The following is an 18,344-nucleotide window of genomic DNA, read 5'->3' as shown; positions in this document are numbered from 1 at the left end:
CTGTACTCTGGGAAGCGTCTGTCTTGTAGAGGAGTGGTGGTGTTGGCGCTTCCGGCGCGGTTAAAAGATACTCCTGACGGCGCGGACATGCCAAAAAACCGAATCGCGGAAGGAGGTGCGTGCGGCTTGATTCCAGCACGGTGAGACACAGGCACCGGCATACGACGCAGCCGACTATAAGCGCGGGCGCGCGGCGGCTAGTTTGTCCCAGAACGACGGAGGTAACGAAATACTCGAATCTCCTTCACCGCCATCTCCGCGGGAAAATTCGACGGACGGACCGAGATAACGGGGCGGCGAATACGGATTCAGCGAGTATCGCAGACCCGTTGACCAGAAAAGATCGGGGACAGGCGTGCTGAACGTGCGCTGTGCAAGCAGCTTCCCAGTTTTTGCATCGAATAGCCTGCCGACATATTCAGGGCTTCCACTGCGGCCCGGAATCCATCGCAACAGGCAAAGCTCTGCCGTGTACAGGCCGTGGACAGGTGCCGATTTGCGACACTCGCTTCCTTGCGGAGTATGGTCGAACAGACCGAGATAAAGCACGGCAATGAGACCCGCTAACAATGCGACACGCGTAGAGATGCGTTTCATAGATAGAGCACGATCGGCGGAAAGATGTGAACGAAGCGACGGTCCGAGTAGAGGATGAAATCGATCCGCGCCACTATTGTTCATGAGTCAATCTCGGCAAAACGCGGAGAATTCTGAAAGCGAGGCCGCCAAGGGCCGTCCACGCTCCCGACCCGCATCCCGCTATTTGGCAGTAAGCTCCCGTTGACGGGTTCGCGTGGAGGCTGCGCGACCCGGCGTGTGGTTCACGATTCGCAGCCGCAATTCGTACGTTATTGCCAATTTTTTCAGGGGATATCAGTGATGAAGAGCTTCGCCATTAAACGAATCATGCTGGGGGTTTCGGCCGTCGCACTGATGGCCGGTACGATTCCGCTCGCGCTCGCGCAGGGCTCGACGGATGCCGCAGCCCAGGAAGGCGCGACGACGACCACCCCAAAGCCGACCAAGGCCGAGCGCAAGGCAGAGCGCAAACAGGCCCGCGCGAAAAAGAACGCCGAGTTGAAGAAACTCGAAGACGCGGGCTACCAGCCGGCGCAGAACGATCCGAACTATCCGGACAAGCTGCAGGCAGCCCAGAAGAAGGCCGGCGTTGGTGCGCCTGCCAGCCAGTAACGGACAGGCGGACGCCCGGCGTGGCATTCATCGTTGATGAGGCGCCGGGCAGTTGCGAGGCGCGATCATGGCAACGAAACATGAAGTGAAACGCTACAAGGCGAATCTCTCCGACGAACTGCACAGCGCCGCCCTCTATGAGACGCTCGCGCAGGTCGAGAAAGACGAGACCCGCAAGCAGGTCTATCAGGATCTCGCGCAATCCGAACACAGCCACGCGCAAGTGTGGGCCGACAAGCTCAGAGCCAATGGCATCGAACCGAAGGGCCGTGGCCATGCGGTCAAGACGCGTCTGATGAAGGGGCTCGTGCGCGTGTGCGGCGCGGACTTCGTGCTGCCGACGCTCGCCGCAGCCGAATACGCGGACCGCAACAAATATCAAGGCCAACGCGACGCGGGCCACATGTCGGCCGACGAACATCATCACGCGGCCGTCGTGCAGACGCTCGCGAGCACCGGCAATGCCAACCTGTCGTCCGGCGCGCGCATTGCCGCGGCCGAGTCGTGGCACAAGGGCGCCGCGGCGGGCAACGATCTGCGCGCGGCGGTTCTCGGCGCGAACGATGGCCTCGTGTCCAACTTCTGCCTGATCATGGGCGTCGCCGGCGCGGGCACCGGCAACAAGGCGATCCTGTTGACCGGCCTCGCCGGGCTGATCGCCGGTGCCTGTTCGATGGCGCTCGGCGAATGGCTGTCGGTCACCAATGCGCGCGAACTCGCGAGCACGCAGATCGCCAAGGAAGCCGAGGAGATCGAAGAACAGCCCGAAGCGGAGGAGCACGAGCTCACGCTGATCTACCGCGCGAAAGGGCTCGACGCGAGCGAGGCGAAACGCGTGGCCTCGCAGATGATGCGCGACAAGGACAAGGCGCTCGACACCCTCACGCGCGAGGAGCTCGGTCTCGATCCGGCGGAACTGGGCGGCAATCCGTGGTCGGCGGCGGGTGTGTCGTTCTGCCTGTTCTCGCTCGGCGCGATTTTCCCGGTGATGCCGTTCCTGTGGACGCGCGGCGTCAGCGCAATCGTTCAGTGTGTCGTGCTGAGCATGCTGGCGCTCGCGTCGATCGGCGTGTTCACGTCGTTGTTCAACGGACGCAGCGCGGGGTTTTCGGCGCTGCGCCAGATCGTCATCGGGCTCATTGCGGCAGGGTTCACGTTCGGCGTCGGGCGCTTGCTGGGCGTGTCGATTTCCTGACCGGTTCAACTCGGAAGCGTCTCGCGCTCGTCGCCGTCCGGGAGCGCTGCCTCCTCTGTGGCGACACGCTCCGCGCGTCGGCCAATCCGCGTCAATCCTTTCTCCCACAAGGGTTTGCTCGCCGCGCCGAGCGTCCACGGCATGGCCGGGTGTCGCATTTCCTCATGTGGTTGTCGGAATTAGTCGGTTAGCCGCACTTTTTTCTGGCAACTATGTAGGCACAGCGCGGACGGACGTCCGCAAGCGAGGAGAGCACTCGATGAATTCCCCCAAGGTCGTGGTCGAAGGGCTGTGCAAGGTGTTCGGCAGCAACCCGAAACAGGCGCTCGCGATGCTGGCCGGCGGCGCCACGAAAGAAGAGGTGTTTGCCCGCACCGGTCAGATCGTCGGCGTCCACAACGCTTCGTTCGAGGTTCGCGAGGGCGAGATCTTCGTGCTGATGGGCCTGTCCGGCTCGGGCAAGTCGACGCTGATTCGCCTGATCAATCGGCTCGTCGAGCCCAGCGCCGGCAAGGTGCTGATCGACGGCCGCGATGTCGCGGGCGTGCCGCGCGCCGAGCTGACCGCGTTGCGCCGCAAGGACATGAGCATGGTGTTCCAGTCCTTCGCGCTGATGCCGCAGCGCAACGTGCTGGCCAACGCGGCGTTCGGGCTCGAAGTCGCGGGCGTCGGCCGTAAGGAGCGCGAGGCCCGGGCGCTGACGGTGCTCGAACAGGTCGGCCTTGCACCGTTCGCGCAGAAACTGCCGGCCGAGTTGTCGGGCGGCATGCAGCAGCGCGTCGGGCTCGCGCGCGCGCTCGCGGTCAACCCGTCGCTGATGATCATGGACGAGGCGTTCTCCGCGCTCGATCCGCTCAAGCGCAAGGAGATGCAGAACGTGCTGCTCGATCTGCAACGCGAGCAGCAGCGCACGATCCTGTTCGTGTCGCACGATCTCGAGGAGGCGATGCGCATCGGCACGCGCATCGCGATCATGGAAGGCGGGCGCGTGGTGCAGATCGGCACGCCGCGGGAAATCATCAAGAACCCGGCCGACGACTACGTGCGCGCGTTCTTCGAAGGCATCGACACGAGCCGCTATCTGACGGCCGGCGATCTGATGCAGACCGACGACGTGCCGCTGATGCACGCGCCGCAGATCGATGCGTCGAGCGTCGCCGCGACGCTCAACGGCAGCGCCGACTACGCGTTCGTGCTCGATAGCGAGCGCCGGATTCGCGGCTTCGTGTGCCGCGATGCGACGGGCAGCGCGTCGCCGCAGCTCAACCAGATCGAATGCATCCGCCGCAGCACGCCGCTCGACGACGTGGTCGCGCGCGTGGTGGCGAGCCGCGTGCCGCTGCCGGTCGTCGAAGCGGACGGCTCGTACTGCGGTTCGGTCAACAAGACGAACGTGCTGACCGTTCTCACGCGCCATCGAGGTTCTCATGTCTGAAGTCATTCCAGTTGGCGCGTGGGTTGATCGCGGCGTTCACTACCTGCTCGATCACGACGCGCAGACCTTCGACACGATCGGCAAGGTCATCGAGAGTTTCGCCGCGGCGGTCGAGCACGGTTTGCAGGCCGTGCCGATGTGGGCGCTGATGGCGTTCTTCGTCGGCATCGGCTTGTGGCGCGTCGGCTGGCGCTTCGCGCTGTTCACGCTGGCGGCGCTGCTGCTGATCTACGGCACCGGCTTCTGGGATCAGATGGTGATCACGCTCGGCCTCACGCTGTCATCGACGGTGATCAGTCTCGTGCTCGGCGTGCCGCTCGGCATCTGGACGGCGAAGAGCCGCGCCATCGAAATGATCGTGCGCCCGGTGCTCGATCTGATGCAGACGATGCCCGCGTTCGTCTACCTGATTCCGGCCGCGATGCTGTTCGGTCTCGGCCGCGTGCCGGGCATCCTGTCGACGGTGATCTTCGCGATGCCGCCCGCGGTGCGTCTGACCGCGCTCGGCATCAAGCACGTGAATCGCGAAATCGTCGAAGCGGGACAGGCGTTCGGCTGCACGCCGTGGCAACTGCTGTACAAGGTGCAGTTTCCGAACGCGCTGCCGTCGATCATGACCGGCGTGAACCAGACCATCATGATGGCGCTGTCGATGGTGATCATCGCGTCGATGGTCGGCGCGGGCGGCCTCGGTAACGACGTGCTCGCGAGCATCCAGCGGCTCGATATCGGACTCGGTTTCGAAAGCGGGATGTCGGTCGTGATGCTGGCGATCATTCTGGACCGCATCACCGAGAGCTTCGGCCGGGCGCCGGGCAAGGTACGCGCGCCCCTGTTCGCCGGTTTGCGCAATGCGATGAAAGTGCGCCGCGAGCCGGCGGCGCAACACGGTTGATGGCCTGATTCGATACGTCCATGAAGCGCGACGCAATCGCCTCCGCCGAAGCCGATGCGCGGCTGTGCGCCGTCGCGCACGTCGGCTTCCTGACGCTGCCGAACTTCTCGATGATCGCGTTCACGAGCGCGGTCGAGGTGCTGCGCATGGCGAACTACGTGGGCCGCGCGCAGCACTACCGGTGGTCCGTGATCACGCCGGACGGCGAGCCGGCGCGCGCGAGCAACGGCATCACGGTGAAACCGACCACCACGCTCGCCGAGGCCGGCATGCCGGACCTGCTGTTCGTGTGCGCGGGCTGGCACGTGCGCGAGTATGTGAACGACGCGGTGATCGCGCTGCTGCGCGAGGCGGCCGCGCACCGCGTGCCGCTCGGCGGCATCTGCACGGGTCCGTATGCGCTGCTCGCGGCCGGGCTGCTCGACGGCTATCGCGCGACCGTGCATTGGGAGGACATGTCGCCGTTGCACCAGCGCTATCCGCACGTGCATTTCGACGACGAACTGTTCGTGATCGACCGCGACCGGTTGACCTGCACCGGCGGAACCGCGCCGCTCGATCTGATGCTGCATCTGGTGGGCATGCGGCTGGGGGCCGCGGTGGCCGCGCAGGTGTCCGAGCAATTCATCGTCGAGCGGATTCGCGGCTCGACCGATTACCAGCACATTCCGGTCGACGCGCGGGTCGGCCTGTCGCGCACCGAGCTGATCGAAGTGGTGCGGCTGATGGAAGCGAACATCGAGGAGCCGCTATCGCTCGACGAACTCGCCCGGCTCGTCAACCTGTCGCAGCGTCATTTGCAACGGATGTTCAAGCTATTCCTGAACATGTCGCCGACGCATTACTACCTGAGCTTGCGGCTGCGCCGAGCGCGCGATCTGCTGCGCAATACCGACGCGTCGATCGCGCGCGTGACCGCGGTGTGCGGTTTTCATTCTCCGTGTCATTTCAGCAAGGCCTATCGCGCGCAGTTCGGACATGCGCCGAGCGTCGAGCGGCGCATGCCGGAGTAGCGGGTGCCGCGGCCTCGCAGGCCGCGCGGATTCAGATCGCCTGCGCGCGGCCCGGAAACGTTTCGTCGTAGCACGAGCCGTCGTCGGCTTGCTGCGCCGTGCCGCGCTGCTCGCGATACATCATCGGCGGCACGCCGAACTGTTTGCGAAATTCCCGTCCCAGGTGCGAGGCGTCCGAAAAGCCGCAGCTCGACGCGATATCGGCGACGGTTTTGTCTGAGCTCGTCAACAACCACGCGGCGGTGCGCAGGCGCACCAGCTTCGCGTAGGCCTGCGGCGCCTTGCCGGTCTGCGCCTTGAACAGCCGTTCGAGCTGACGCGGCGACAGATCGAGCTTGCCCGCCAGTTCGTCGAGCGGCAGCGCGCGGCCCACGTGCTGCTCCATCAGCAGGATCGCGCGCTTGACCTTCGGATGCGAGGCCGGCGCGAGACCGGGCGGATGCGGCTGCGGCGCGTTGCCTTTCTGCAGGTCGTCGACGAGCAGGATGCGCAGCGCCTTCTGCACCGTGGCGGTTTCGAAATGACGCAGCAGGATCGCGGCGGCGACGTCGATCGACGCGCGGCCGCCGGAACAGGTGATGCGTCGCCGGTCGATCACGAACAGCCGGTCGGCGACCAGCATCTGTTCGTCGACCGACGGAAAGCGCTCGATGAAATCCCAGTAGTGAAACCAGCTCACGCAGATCCGATGGCCGTCGAGCACGCCCGCGCGCATCAGCGAGAACACGCCGGTGCACATGCCGACCAGCGTCGCGTCGCGGGCGGCGGCGCGGCGGATGAACGCGAGCGTCGCCTCGCTAGCGGCCGGCCCCGAGTGCAGCAGTCCGCCGACCACCACCACGTAGTCGAACTTCCCGGCGGTCTCGAAGGTTTCCCACGGCGTGATCTGGATGCCGCAACTCGCGCGCACCGGAGCCAGGGTTTCCCCGATCACGCTCCACGAACAGCGCACCGGCTTGCTGAAGTCGCCTTCGTCGGCGGACAGGCGCAGCAGGTCGACGAAACCCGCGAATGCGGTCAGCGTGAAGTTCGGCAGCAGGATGATGCCGAAGCGGATGCGCTGCTTCGTGGCTGTGTCGAGTGAGGGAGGGGCAAGCGTTTCAGCGGAATTCATGCGCGCGGCGGGTCGGTGAAAAGAACGGCGAAAGAGGAACGAACGTTGACCGAAACGGTGAAGCGAGGATAGCACCACGGACCTTCAGCATTGCCGGCCGCAATCGGGGCGCCTGTCGCAAATGCGTCCCAAGTCATCGCAAATGCGCCGGAAGACCCGCCTGGCGGTTCACCTGACGACGCCATCCCATTGCGATGCCGTTTTTATTCTATCGATCCGGCCCGGCGTGCGGTGCAATAGACGCACATTCCGTCCGGGCGCATGAGTCGAGTCGAAGCGCTTCCGGCCATCGCAACACGCAAGACACAACGCACAAGGCACGCCATGAACGTCAGCGTCTTCGATCTGTTCAAGATCGGCATCGGTCCATCCAGCTCGCACACGGTCGGGCCGATGATCGCCGCATGCCGCTTCGCATCGCACATCGAGGACGCGAATCTGCTCGGCTTCGTGCGGCGCGTCAGAGCCGAGCTGTTCGGCTCGCTCGGCGCGACCGGCAAGGGCCACGGCACCGACAAGGCGGTGCTGCTCGGCCTCGAAGGCAATCTGCCCGACCGGCTCGATCCTGAGCTGATCGAGCCGCGGCTGCGCGCGATCCGCGAGACCCGACAGCTCGTGCTGCTCGGCAAGCATCCGGTCGCGTTCGACGAGCGCGAACATGTCGGCTTCTTGCGCAAGCTGATGCCGGGCGCGCCGGGCTCGGGCGTCGTGCATCCGAACGGCATGCGCTTCCAGGCCTTCGACGAGAACGGTCAACTGCTCGTCGAAAAAGAGTACTTCTCGATCGGCGGCGGCTTCGTCGTCAATCGCGACGGCGATCGCGTGAACGGCCGGCGCGCCAACGCGGAGGTGCCGTATCCGTTTCGCACCGGCGACGATCTGATGCGCGTGTGCCGCGAAAGCGGCCTGTCCATCGCCGAAGTGACGTTGCGCAACGAATGCGCGACCCGGCCCGAGCCCGACGTGCGCGAGGGCCTGCTGGCGATCTGGCGCACCATGGCCGCATGTGTCGAGCGAGGTTGCAAGGCGCGCGGCGAGTTGCCCGGCCCGATGCACGTGAAGCGTCGCGCGGCCGAGCTGTGCGAGCGCTTGCGCGCACGCTCGGAGGAATCGCTGCGCGACCCGCTGTCGATGCTCGACTGGGTCAACCTGTACGCGATGGCCGTCAACGAGGAGAACGCCGCGGGCGGCCGGGTCGTCACCGCGCCGACCAATGGCGCGGCCGGCGTGATCCCGGCAGTGCTGCACTACTACGTGAAATTCATGCATGCGGCGAACGACGCCGGCATCGTCGACTTCCTGCTGACCGCCGCGGCGATCGGCATCATCTACAAGGAAACGGCGTCGATCTCCGGCGCCGAGGTGGGCTGCCAGGGCGAAGTGGGCGTGGCCTGCTCGATGGCCGCCGCCGCGCTCGCGGCCGTGATGGGCGGCACGCCCACCCAGGTCGAGAACGCCGCCGAAATCGGCATGGAACACAACCTCGGCATGACCTGCGATCCGGTCGGCGGGCTGGTGCAGATTCCGTGCATCGAGCGTAACGCGATGGGCGCGATCAAGGCGATCAACGCGGCCCGCCTCGCGATGAAGGGCGACGGCAAGCACGTGGTGTCGCTCGACAGTGTGATCCGCACCATGCGCGAAACCGGCGCCGACATGAAGACGAAATACAAGGAGACGTCGCGCGGCGGACTGGCCGTGAACGTCATCGAGTGTTGAACCGCTACACCGCATCTGCAAAACCGCCAAGGAACGACGATGAGCCGCTATTCGATATTCAGCCTGCTACGCAACGGGATGTCGTATCACGAGAACTGGGAGCGGCAATGGCGCAGCCCCGAGCCTAAACGTGAATACGACGTCGTGATCGTCGGCGGCGGCGGGCACGGTCTCGCGACCGCGTACTACCTCGCGAAGGAGCATGGCGTGCGCAATGTCGCGGTGCTCGAGAAGGGCTGGATCGGCGGCGGCAACACCGCGCGCAATACGACGATCGTGCGGTCGAACTACCTGTGGGACGAATCCGCCGCGCTCTACGAGAAGGCGATGAAGCTGTGGGAAGGGCTCGCGCAGGATTTGAACTACAACGTGATGTTCAGCCAGCGCGGCGTGATGAATCTCGCGCATACGCTGCAGGACGTGCGCGACACCGAACGCCGCGTCAACGCGAACCGCCTGAACGGCGTCGACGCCGAATTTCTCACGCCCGCGCAGATCAAGGAACTCGAGCCGACCATCAACCTGAACAGCCGCTATCCGGTGCTCGGCGCATCGATCCAGCGGCGCGGCGGCGTGGCCCGGCACGATGCGGTGGCGTGGGGCTTCGCGCGCGGCGCCGATCAGGCCGGCGTCGACATCGTGCAGAACTGCCAGGTCGTCGGCATTCGCCGCGACGGCAGCCAGGTGACGGGCGTCGACACGACCAAGGGTTTCATCAAGGCGAAGAAGGTCGCGGTGGTCGCGGCCGGCAACACGTCGACGCTCGCCGACATGGCCGGCGTGCGGCTGCCGCTCGAAAGCCATCCGTTGCAGGCGCTGGTGTCGGAGCCGATCAAGCCGGTCGTCAACACGGTCGTGATGTCGAATGCGGTCCACGCGTATATCAGCCAGTCCGACAAGGGCGATCTCGTGATCGGCGCGGGCGTCGATCAGTACACCGGGTTCGGGCAGCGCGGCAGCTTCCAGGTCATCGAGGGCACGCTCGAGGCGATCGTCGAAATGTTCCCGGTGTTTTCCCGCGTGCGGATGAACCGGCAGTGGGGCGGCATCGTCGACGTGTCGCCGGACGCGTGCCCGATCATCAGCAAGACCGATGTGAAGGGACTGTATTTCAACTGCGGCTGGGGGACGGGCGGCTTCAAGGCGACGCCCGGCTCGGGATGGGTCTATGCGCACACGATCGCGAAGGACGAACCCCATCCGTTGAACGCGCCGTTTTCGCTGGACCGGTTCTATTCCGGTCATCTGATCGATGAGCATGGCGCTGCCGCCGTGGCCCACTAGTCGACAAGGAGACACAGATGCTGCTGATCGAATGCCCGTGGTGCGGTCCTCGCGCCGAAACCGAATTCTCGTGCGGCGGCGAGGCGGACATCGCCCGCCCGCTCGACACGGACAAGCTCACCGACAAGGAATGGGGCGACTACCTTTTCATGCGCAAGAACCCGCGCGGCGTGCATCGCGAGCAATGGTTCCACACGCAGGGCTGCCGCCGCTGGTTCAAGGCGCAGCGCGACACCGTCAGCTATGCGTTCCAGGGCTATCAGACGTTCGAGCGTCCGTTGCTGGCGCTGGACAGTACCGATACACAGGCAGCAAACGCACAGGTAAAGGCACAAGAGGGCAAAGCATCATGAGCCAGAAAGACCGACTCCCGACCGGCGGGCGCATCAATCGCGCGATCGCGCTGAGCTTCACGTTCAACGGCGTCGAGTATCAGGGTTATCAAGGCGATACGCTCGCGTCCGCATTGCTCGCGAACGGCATGCATTTCGTCGCGCGCAGCTGGAAATATCATCGGCCGCGCGGCATCGTGACCGCGGGCGTCGAGGAGCCGAACGCGGTCGTGCAACTGGAGACCGGCGCCTACACGGTGCCGAACGCGCGCGCCACCGAAGTCGAGTTGTACCAGGGGCTCGTCGCGAGCAGCGTGAACGCGAAACCGAGCATCGAGAAGGACCGCATGGCGATCAACCAGAAGATCGCGCGCTTCATTCCGGCGGGCTTCTACTACAAGACCTTCATGTGGCCGCGCAAACTCTGGCCGAAGTACGAGGAAGCGATTCGCGACGCGGCCGGCCTCGGCACCGCGCCGCGACAGCGCGACGCGGACCGCTACGACAAGTGCTTCGCGCATTGCGACGTGCTGGTCGTCGGCGGCGGCCCGACCGGGCTCGCGGCCGCGCACGCGGCGGCCTTGTCCGGCGCGCGCGTGACGCTCGTCGACGATCAGCCCGAGCTGGGCGGCTCGCTGCTGTCCTGCGGCGCGGAGATCGACGGCAAGCCCGCGCTGCGGTGGGTGCAGAAAATCGAGGACGAATTGCGGCAGTTGCCCGATGTGAAGATCCTGAGCCGCAGCACCGCGTTCGGCTATCAGGACCACAATCTCGTCACGGTCACCCAGCGCCTGACCGATCATCTGCCCGTGTCGCAGCGCAAGGGCACGCGCGAACTGCTGTGGAAGATCCGCGCGAAACGCGTGATTCTCGCGACCGGCGCGCATGAACGGCCGATCGTGTTCGGCAACAACGATCTGCCTGGCGTGATGCTCGCGTCGGCGGTGTCGAGCTATCTGCATCGGTATGCGGTACTGCCGGGTCGCAATGCGATCGTGTTCACGAACAACGACGACGGCTATCAATGCGCGCTCGACCTGAAAGCGGCCGGCGCGCAGGTGAGCGTCATCGATCCGCGCGCGGGCGAATCGAAAGGCACGCTGCCGGCGCTCGCGCGCCGCCATGGCATCAAGGTGCTGAACGGCACGGTCGTCACGGCGGCGCATGGCAAGCTGCGCGTCGCGTCGGTGTCGCTCGCCTCGTATGCGAAAGGGCAGATCACCGCTCAGCAGGGCCAACTGCCGTGCGATCTGCTCGCGATGTCGGGTGGCTGGAGCCCAGTGCTGCATCTGTTCGCGCAGTCGGGCGGCAAGGCCCATTGGCATGACGACAAGGCCTGCTTCGTGCCGGGCAAGGCGGTCCAGCCAGAGACCAGCGTCGGCGCCTGCGCGGGCGACTTCACGCTCGGCCAGGGCATCCGCTTCGCGCTCGACGCCGGCGTCGAAGCGGCGCGCGCCGCCGGGCACATCGTCGCGCGGCCAAAGCCGGTGCAGGTCGCCGAACTGAGCGAAACGAAGCTGGAACCGCTGTGGCTCGTCGGCGGACGCGAGTTGGCCACGCGCGGGGCCAAGCAGTTCGTCGATTTCCAGAACGACGTCGCGGCGGCCGATATCTTCCTCGCGGCGCGCGAAGGCTTCGAATCCGTCGAACACGTGAAGCGCTACACCGCGATGGGCTTCGGCACCGACCAGGGCAAGCTCGGCAACATCAACGGCATGGCGATTCTCGCCCAGGCGCTCGGTAAGACCATTCCCGAGACCGGCACGACGACGTTCCGGCCGAACTACACGCCGGTCACGTTCGGCACTTTCGCCGGCCGGGAATTGGGCGAATTGCTCGATCCGGTGCGCAAGACGGCGGTGCACGAATGGCACGTGGAACACGGCGCGGCGTTCGAGGACGTCGGCAACTGGAAGCGTCCGTGGTATTACCCGAAAACGGGCGAGGATCTGCACGCGGCGGTTGCGCGCGAAGCGCTCGCGGTGCGCACGAGCGTCGGCATCCTCGATGCGTCGACGCTAGGCAAGATCGATATTCAGGGCCCCGATTCCGCGAAACTGTTGAACTGGGTGTACACGAATCCGTGGACCAGGCTCGAAGTCGGCAAGTGCCGCTACGGCCTGATGCTCGACGAAAACGGCATGATCTTCGACGACGGCGTGACCGTGCGCCTCGCCGAGCAGCACTACATGATGACGACCACCACCGGCGGCGCGGCGCGTGTGCTCACGTGGCTCGAACGCTGGCTGCAAACCGAATGGCCCGACCTGCGCGTGCGGCTCGCGTCGGTCACCGATCACTGGGCAACTTTTGCGGTAGTCGGCCCGATGAGCCGCAAGGTGCTGCAAAAGGTCTGCGACGACATCGACTTCGCGAACGCGGCGTTTCCGTTCATGACGTATCGTGAAGGCACCGTCGCGGGCGCGGCGGCGCGCGTGATGCGCATCAGCTTCTCGGGCGAACTCGCGTATGAGGTGAACGTGCCGGCCAACGTCGGACGCGCGGTGTGGGAAGCGTTGATGGCCGCGGGCGCCGAGTTCGACATCACGCCGTACGGCACCGAGACGATGCACGTGCTGCGCGCGGAGAAGGGCTACATCATCGTCGGCCAGGATACGGACGGCTCGATGACGCCGCACGACCTCGGCATGGGCGGGCTCGTCGCGAAGTCGAAGGACTTTCTCGGCAAGCGCTCGCTCGCCCGCTCGGACACCGCGAAGGCGGGACGCAAGCAACTGGTCGGGCTGCTCGCGGAGGATGCGTCGTTCGTGATACCCGAGGGCTCGCAGATCGTCGCCGGTCCGTTCCAGGGCGACACCGCGCCGATGCTCGGGCACGTCACGTCGAGCTATTACAGCCCGATTCTGCAACGCTCGATCGCGATGGCGGTCGTCAAGGGCGGTCTCGACAAGATCGGCACGACCGTCACGATTCCGCTCGCGAGCGGCAAACAGATCGCGGCGAAGATCGCGAGTCCGGTGTTCTACGACAGCGAAGGAGCACGTCAACATGTGGAATGAAACAGGCGGGACGGTGTCCATCGTGGACCGCACGCTCGGGCGGCAAAACGCCGCGTGGCAGGAGTCGCCGCTGGTCGGTGTGGATGGGCTGCTGAAACAGCATCAGGCCAACGCGACTGCCGCGTTCCGGCTCGGCGAGCGGCCATTTCTCGAACTCGTGAACGTGCGCGGCGATACGCGCGACTCGGCGTTCATTCGCGCGGTGGAACAGGTGATCGGCTGCAAGCCGCCGGAGAAGCCGAACACCGTCGCGCGCGGCAACGGCTACGACATGGTCTGGCTCGGCCCGGACGAATGGCTCGTGCGTTCGGAAACCGCGCACGATGCGACGCGCACGGCGCCGTTGCAGGCGAAGCTCGGCGCGGCGTTCGCGGGCGTGTTCGCATCGGCGGTCGATGTGGGCAGCGGCTATACGGTGCTCGAAATCAGCGGCACGCGCACGCGCGACGTGCTCGCGCGCGGCTGTCCACTCGATCTGCATCCCAAACTTTTCGGGGTGGGGCAGTGCGCGCAGAGCCACTATTTCAAGGCGTCGATTACGTTGCTGCCCACGGGCGCCGACAGTTTCGACATCGTCGTGCGTCGCAGTTTCGCGGATTACTTCGTCAGGATCATGCTCGACGCCGCCGAGCCGTTGATGTGCTGAGCGACGCGCGCTTCGCTTTGCTGATGTCGCCATGACGTCGGCACGCGCGGCCACCTCGCTTCTCACGGCACGCGCGCGCGATGAGCGCGATGCCGGCGCCGCGCTCGCGCTGCTCGATCAAAGTATCGCGCTGCGTCATCGGCGCATTGCGCTGATCCGCTATCTGCTCGCGCGGGAGCTCGGTGCGCCGCTCGAAGCGCGGCATCATGCGTACGTCGAGAAAATCGCGGCCCGTCTGAGCGCGGATGCGCTCGCGCGGATCGCCGGCGCAGCGCGTGCGCGGCTGCGCCCGTAAGTCCACGCCGTATCAGGGCTTGCCGCCATCCAGCGCCGTGAGGATCTGATGCGCGGCGCTCACGCGCGCTTCGTTCGGGAAATTTCGGTTGGCGAGCATCACGATACCGATGCGCTTTTGCGGCACGAACGCGACATACGCGCCGAAGCCGTTGGTCGATCCGGTCTTGTTGATCCAGACGTTCTGCTGCGGCGGCAGCGGCGGTTTGATTGCGGTCGACGGCGTGCCGTTGAGGACCATCTCCGGCGAATTGCCCTCCAGCAAGGTCGGCAACGCGACCGGATACGGGTACTGCTCCCAGATCAGATCCTGAGTCAGCACCCCGGCCTGGAAGTAGCCGGTATGCGTGTCCGTGATCGCGCGCTGCCACTGACTGTCGAGCGGAATCAGGTTCATGTTGGCCTGCACGAAACGCAGCATGTCGGCGGCGGTCGACTTCACCCCGTACGCTTCGGCGGAAATCACGCCGCCCGTCAGGCGGATGGGCGCACCGTCTTTCGCATAGCCCTGCGCATAGTCCGGCATTTTCGCCGCGGGGACGTCGATGTAGCTGTTCTTCATGCCGAGCGCCGGAAACACGCGTTGCTGCATCAGCACGGTGAAATCCTGTCCCATGGTCTTCGCGGTGATCAGGCCGAGCGTGCCGATGCCGGGATTCGAGTAGGTGCGGAACGTGCCGGGCGCATGAGCGGGCTCCCAGTCGTGGAAGTACCGCAGCAATTGCGCGTCGTTATGGATGTCGTCCGGCACCTGGAGCGGCAGACCGCCAGGCGTGTGCGTGCCGAGGTTCAGCAGGCTGACTTTGCCGAACGGGCGGCCGCGCAGCGTCGGCAGATAGCGCTCCGTGCCATCCGACAACGACAGCTTGCCGTCGAGCTGCGCATACGACGCGAGCGTCGCCGTGAAGGTCTTGCTGACCGAGCCGAGTTCGAACAGCGTATCGCGTGTGACCGGCTTGCCGGTTTGCGTCGATGCGACGCCGTAGTTGTAGACGTAGGGCTTGCCGTCGTCGATCACGCCGATCGCCATGCCGGCGATATGGTACTTCGCCATCAGCGGCCTGATCGCGGCATCGATGGTCGGTTGGAGTTGCGCGGCGGTGGGCTCGGCCGCGTGGCCGACGGGTGAGATCGCGCAGAGCGTGAACAGCGCGAACGTAGCGGTTGTTATCAGTTTGAGCGCTCGGGTCTTCATGGCAAACGGGTCCTCGGTCGGGGGAGTGTGAATCGGCAGATCGGCGATTCGGCTGAGGCAGCACTATCGGGCTTTTGCGAACCGATGGCAAACGAGGATATGTTGCGCGGGGGTAAAGAAAAAGTTGTAGGCCGCTACGCTGGTGAAACGGTGCGCCCCGCAGCGTGTGCGGCGTGCCGCTCACGAACATGGAGACGTCGACGGCGGCGCGCCGAAGAAGTTTGTGATCGACCCGCCCGGGTTGTTGAAGGCGGCTTGAGTTTGATTGGCCGCTAAAGCGCTGCGTGACCTGCCGGGCACGCGGCGCTTCTGTTCATTGATCAAGCCGCCATCACTGGCGCACCGGATAGCGAAGGCACCTGCTTGCGACGCTCGCGCGTCGGCGCGGTGCCGAACGCATCGCGATAGCTCTTCGAGAAGTGGCAGGCCGACTGGAAACCGCAGGCCATCGTGATGTGCATGATCGACATGTCGGTCTGCAACAGCAACTCGCGCGCGCGCCGCAGGCGCAGTGTCAGATAGTAGTGCGTCGGCGTCATGCCCAGATGTTCGCGGAACAGCCGTTGCAACTGCCGTTGCGACATGCCGGCGAGCCGCGCCAGTTCTTCGCGCGACAGCGGCTCCTCGATGTTGTTCTCCATCAGCGTGATCACTTCGAACAGCGATTTGTTGGCCGAGCCGAGCCGCGCGACGAGCGGCATCTTCTGCTGCGCGCTGGTGTCGCGCACGTGTTCGACGATGAACTGCTCGGCGATCTGCGTGACCCGAGCGGTGCCAACACGCGGCGCGATCAGGTTCAGCATCATGTCGAGCGGCGCGACGCCGCCGGTACAGGTCACGCGATCGCGATCGATCACGAATAGCTCTTTCAGAAAGCGCGTATCGGGAAACTCTTCCTTCAGCGCCGACATGTTTTCCCAATGGATCGCGCACGCATAACCGGCCAGCAGGCCGGCGCGCGCGAGCGCATAGGTGCCCGTGCAAAGACTGCCCAGCACGCAGCCCATGCGCGCGAAACGGCGCAGCGCGGACAGATGCTCGGCGGTGGTGGAGCGCTGCACGTCGATGCCGCCGACCACGAACACGATGTCGGGTTGCCCGACGCATTCGACCGACCCCGTATCGACGGATAACCCGTTGCTCGCCATGACCGGCCCGCCGGCGGGACTCACGATCGACCAGCGGTAAAGCGTCTGGCCGGTCAGATAGTTCGCCATGCGTAGCACTTCGATCGCGTTCGAGAAGGCGATCATCGTGAAGTTGGGGACCGGCATGAATGCGAAATGCGACAACGATGCCGTGCGATCGGTGGACATGGGAACGGTGATTCCTGATGTAAATGTCGCGTCGCCGTGGGGAGGGCGACTATCTGAATTCTGAGTATCAGGGCAACTACCGTGCCATCAGGCTAAACCCTTGGATACTGCGCACAAAGCCTGGAATAGCTAAGCAATCGACTGATGAAAGCATCCGCGCGGCACCGGAACAGCGCGGCGACGCCCTTGCAGCGCACCCGATCGGCGCAGGAATACTGCGTTGTAGTGCAGCGCTGAGCGCGCGGATCGCGCCGACTTGTCGAAACAGGTTGCGCATGGCGGAAAAGGCAAAGAACGCGTCTGAATTCGTAAATAGACGCGCCGGGCGACCGTCAAGAATAGACCCAAGGCAAAGCGGTAGCGCGATTCCGCCGGCAACCCGTAGCGGCCTTCCCGTCAACGATCTCACGGACCTTCCATGTCGAACCCGAATCCCTTCTTCGACGACTCGCTAGCGGCGCGCGACCCGGCCGTGCGCGGCGCCATTCTGAAAGAGCTCGAGCGTCAGCAGTCGCAAGTCGAGCTGATCGCGTCGGAAAACATCGTCTCGCGCGCGGTGCTCGACGCGCAGGGCTCGGTGCTGACCAACAAGTACGCGGAAGGGTATCCGGGCAAGCGTTACTACGGCGGTTGCGAATACGTCGACGCGATCGAGACGCTGGCGCTCGATCGCATCAAGCAGCTGTTCGACGCGAAGTTCGCCAACGTGCAGCCCCATTCCGGCGCGCAGGCCAACGGCGCGGTGATGCTCGCGCTCGCGAAGCCCGGCGACACGGTGCTCGGCATGTCGCTCGACGCGGGCGGCCATCTGACGCACGGCGCGAAACCCGCGATGTCGGGCAAGTGGTTCAACGCGGTGCAGTACGGCGTGCGGCGCGACACGATGCTGATCGACTACGAGCAGATCGAGGAACTGGCGCAACAGCACAAGCCGACGCTGCTGATCGCCGGCTTCTCCGCCTATCCGCGCGCGCTCGACTTCGTGCGGCTGCGCGCGATCGCCGATGGCGCCGGTGCGAAGCTGATGGTGGACATGGCGCATATCGCCGGCGTGATCGCGGCGGGCCGCCATGACAATCCGGTCCCGCATGCGCACGTGGTCACGTCGACCACCCACAAGACCTTGCGCGGTCCGCGCGGCGGATTCGTGCTGACCAACGACGAGGAGATCGCAAAGAAGATCAACTCTGCCGTGTTCCCCGGCTTGCAGGGCGGCCCGCTGATGCACGTGATCGCCGGCAAGGCGGTCGCATTCGGCGAGGCGCTGCAGCCGGACTTCAAAACCTATATCGACAGCGTGCTCGCGAACGCGCGGGCATTGGGCGAGGTGCTCACATCGGGCGGCGTCGATCTGGTGACGGGCGGCACCGACAACCATCTGCTGCTGGTCGATCTGCGGCCGAAGGGGCTCAAGGGCAATCAGGTCGAACAGGCGCTGGAGCGCGCGGGCATCACCTGCAACAAGAACGGCATTCCGTTCGATACGGAGAAGCCGACCATCACCTCCGGCATCCGCCTCGGCACACCGGCGGGGACGACACGCGGCTTCGGCGTCAGCGAGTTTCGCGAGGTCGGGCGTCTGATCGTCGAGGTGCTCGATGCGCTGCGCGTGTCGCCCGAAGGCAATGCCGCAACCGAACAACGCGTGCGCCGCGAGATTTTCGCGCTGTGCGAGCGCTTTCCCATTTACTGAGT

General features: G+C 65.2%; 16 protein-coding genes. 12 read left to right on the top strand and 4 right to left on the bottom strand.

All coding sequences use genetic code 11. The features are described 5' to 3' along the window. Positions 1-174: 174 nt before the first annotated feature. Entirely contained in the window at positions 175-681 is a 507-nt protein-coding gene (locus OKW27_RS14680) for a hypothetical protein (RefSeq protein ID WP_429333915.1), read from the bottom strand. A gap of 198 nt (positions 682-879) precedes the next feature. Here OKW27_RS14680 and OKW27_RS14675 point away from each other — a divergent pair, with 198 nt between their 5' ends. The 5 genes from OKW27_RS14675 to OKW27_RS14655 all read left to right on the top strand — a co-directional run bounded on the left by OKW27_RS14675 (position 880) and on the right by OKW27_RS14655 (position 5,729). Beyond that, positions 880-1,191 (top strand): hypothetical protein, encoded by a 312-nt coding sequence (locus tag OKW27_RS14675; protein WP_176078901.1) that lies wholly within the window; start codon positions 880-882, stop codon positions 1,189-1,191. A 67-nt stretch (positions 1,192-1,258) separates the two neighbouring features. Beyond that, positions 1,259-2,386 (top strand): VIT1/CCC1 transporter family protein, encoded by a 1,128-nt coding sequence (locus OKW27_RS14670; RefSeq protein WP_429333914.1) that lies wholly within the window; start codon positions 1,259-1,261, stop codon positions 2,384-2,386. 259 nt (positions 2,387-2,645) lie between these two features. After that, a complete protein-coding gene (locus OKW27_RS14665; RefSeq protein WP_429333913.1) occupies positions 2,646-3,821 on the top strand; it encodes a quaternary amine ABC transporter ATP-binding protein in 1,176 nt (391 codons plus the stop codon). Next, positions 3,814-4,716 (top strand): choline ABC transporter permease subunit, encoded by a 903-nt coding sequence (gene choW, locus OKW27_RS14660; RefSeq protein ID WP_429333912.1) that lies wholly within the window; start codon positions 3,814-3,816, stop codon positions 4,714-4,716. The genes OKW27_RS14665 and choW overlap by 8 nt, the downstream gene beginning before the upstream one ends. A gap of 20 nt (positions 4,717-4,736) precedes the next feature. Continuing rightward, a complete protein-coding gene (locus OKW27_RS14655) occupies positions 4,737-5,729 on the top strand; it encodes a GlxA family transcriptional regulator (protein WP_429333911.1) in 993 nt (330 codons plus the stop codon). Between the two features lie 31 nt (positions 5,730-5,760). Here the strand turns inward: OKW27_RS14655 and OKW27_RS14650 are convergent, their stop codons facing one another. Beyond that, positions 5,761-6,843 (bottom strand): GlxA family transcriptional regulator, encoded by a 1,083-nt coding sequence (locus OKW27_RS14650; RefSeq protein ID WP_184046846.1) that lies wholly within the window; start codon positions 6,841-6,843, stop codon positions 5,761-5,763. Between the two features lie 324 nt (positions 6,844-7,167). Here OKW27_RS14650 and OKW27_RS14645 point away from each other — a divergent pair, with 324 nt between their 5' ends. From OKW27_RS14645 to OKW27_RS14620, 6 genes are read left to right on the top strand one after another with little or no spacing between them, the layout of a single operon-like run. Continuing rightward, the gene (locus OKW27_RS14645) at positions 7,168-8,562 is read left to right on the top strand and encodes an L-serine ammonia-lyase (protein ID WP_090810029.1); all 1,395 of its coding nucleotides are present in this window, start codon (positions 7,168-7,170) and stop codon (positions 8,560-8,562) included. 39 nt (positions 8,563-8,601) lie between these two features. Then, complete coding sequence (locus OKW27_RS14640; RefSeq protein WP_429333910.1) at positions 8,602-9,846, top strand: sarcosine oxidase subunit beta family protein; 1,245 nt, start codon at positions 8,602-8,604, stop codon at positions 9,844-9,846. A gap of 17 nt (positions 9,847-9,863) precedes the next feature. After that, positions 9,864-10,199, top strand: coding sequence for a sarcosine oxidase subunit delta (locus tag OKW27_RS14635; RefSeq protein WP_018425086.1), 336 nt, complete (start codon positions 9,864-9,866; stop codon positions 10,197-10,199). Further along, positions 10,196-13,198 carry a sarcosine oxidase subunit alpha family protein gene (locus tag OKW27_RS14630; protein WP_429333909.1) on the top strand — a complete coding sequence of 1,001 codons (3,003 nt, stop codon included), beginning with the start codon at positions 10,196-10,198 and terminating at the stop codon, positions 13,196-13,198. Before OKW27_RS14635 ends, OKW27_RS14630 begins: the two co-directional genes overlap by 4 nt. Continuing rightward, entirely contained in the window at positions 13,188-13,844 is a 657-nt protein-coding gene (locus OKW27_RS14625) for a sarcosine oxidase subunit gamma (protein WP_429333908.1), read from the top strand. Before OKW27_RS14630 ends, OKW27_RS14625 begins: the two co-directional genes overlap by 11 nt. Positions 13,845-13,875: 31 nt before the next feature. Beyond that, entirely contained in the window at positions 13,876-14,139 is a 264-nt protein-coding gene (locus OKW27_RS14620) for a hypothetical protein (protein WP_429333907.1), read from the top strand. A 12-nt stretch (positions 14,140-14,151) separates the two neighbouring features. On the opposite strand, the gene ampC is transcribed toward OKW27_RS14620, so the two are convergent. Continuing rightward, positions 14,152-15,333 (bottom strand): class C beta-lactamase, encoded by a 1,182-nt coding sequence (ampC, locus tag OKW27_RS14615; protein ID WP_429333906.1) that lies wholly within the window; start codon positions 15,331-15,333, stop codon positions 14,152-14,154. Positions 15,334-15,653: 320 nt separating this feature from the next. Next, complete coding sequence (locus OKW27_RS14610) at positions 15,654-16,649, bottom strand: GlxA family transcriptional regulator (protein WP_429333905.1); 996 nt, start codon at positions 16,647-16,649, stop codon at positions 15,654-15,656. 418 nt (positions 16,650-17,067) lie between these two features. Here OKW27_RS14610 and OKW27_RS14605 point away from each other — a divergent pair, with 418 nt between their 5' ends. After that, on the top strand, positions 17,068-18,342 hold the full coding sequence (locus OKW27_RS14605) for a serine hydroxymethyltransferase (RefSeq protein ID WP_429333904.1): 1,275 nt from the start codon (positions 17,068-17,070) through the stop codon (positions 18,340-18,342). The last annotated feature ends 2 nt before the right edge of the window (positions 18,343-18,344 follow it).

Source organism: Paraburkholderia sp. 35.1, assembly GCF_050436525.1.
GTDB lineage: Bacteria > Pseudomonadota > Gammaproteobacteria > Burkholderiales > Burkholderiaceae > Paraburkholderia > Paraburkholderia tuberum.
The sequence above is the reverse complement of the archived record's forward strand: the minus strand, read 5'-3'. Positions and strand labels throughout refer to the sequence as shown.

Coding starts and splice junctions, on each gene's coding strand:
- OKW27_RS14680 (WP_429333915.1), bottom strand. CDS start 681: ATGAACAATAGTGGCGCGGATCGATTTCATCCTCTACTCGGACCGTCG.
- OKW27_RS14675 (WP_176078901.1), top strand. CDS start 880: ATGAAGAGCTTCGCCATTAAACGAATCATGCTGGGGGTTTCGGCCGTC.
- OKW27_RS14670 (WP_429333914.1), top strand. CDS start 1,259: ATGGCAACGAAACATGAAGTGAAACGCTACAAGGCGAATCTCTCCGAC.
- OKW27_RS14665 (WP_429333913.1), top strand. CDS start 2,646: ATGAATTCCCCCAAGGTCGTGGTCGAAGGGCTGTGCAAGGTGTTCGGC.
- choW (WP_429333912.1), top strand. CDS start 3,814: ATGTCTGAAGTCATTCCAGTTGGCGCGTGGGTTGATCGCGGCGTTCAC.
- OKW27_RS14655 (WP_429333911.1), top strand. CDS start 4,737: ATGAAGCGCGACGCAATCGCCTCCGCCGAAGCCGATGCGCGGCTGTGC.
- OKW27_RS14650 (WP_184046846.1), bottom strand. CDS start 6,843: ATGAATTCCGCTGAAACGCTTGCCCCTCCCTCACTCGACACAGCCACG.
- OKW27_RS14645 (WP_090810029.1), top strand. CDS start 7,168: ATGAACGTCAGCGTCTTCGATCTGTTCAAGATCGGCATCGGTCCATCC.
- OKW27_RS14640 (WP_429333910.1), top strand. CDS start 8,602: ATGAGCCGCTATTCGATATTCAGCCTGCTACGCAACGGGATGTCGTAT.
- OKW27_RS14635 (WP_018425086.1), top strand. CDS start 9,864: ATGCTGCTGATCGAATGCCCGTGGTGCGGTCCTCGCGCCGAAACCGAA.
- OKW27_RS14630 (WP_429333909.1), top strand. CDS start 10,196: ATGAGCCAGAAAGACCGACTCCCGACCGGCGGGCGCATCAATCGCGCG.
- OKW27_RS14625 (WP_429333908.1), top strand. CDS start 13,188: ATGTGGAATGAAACAGGCGGGACGGTGTCCATCGTGGACCGCACGCTC.
- OKW27_RS14620 (WP_429333907.1), top strand. CDS start 13,876: ATGACGTCGGCACGCGCGGCCACCTCGCTTCTCACGGCACGCGCGCGC.
- ampC (WP_429333906.1), bottom strand. CDS start 15,333: ATGAAGACCCGAGCGCTCAAACTGATAACAACCGCTACGTTCGCGCTG.
- OKW27_RS14610 (WP_429333905.1), bottom strand. CDS start 16,649: ATGTCCACCGATCGCACGGCATCGTTGTCGCATTTCGCATTCATGCCG.
- OKW27_RS14605 (WP_429333904.1), top strand. CDS start 17,068: ATGTCGAACCCGAATCCCTTCTTCGACGACTCGCTAGCGGCGCGCGAC.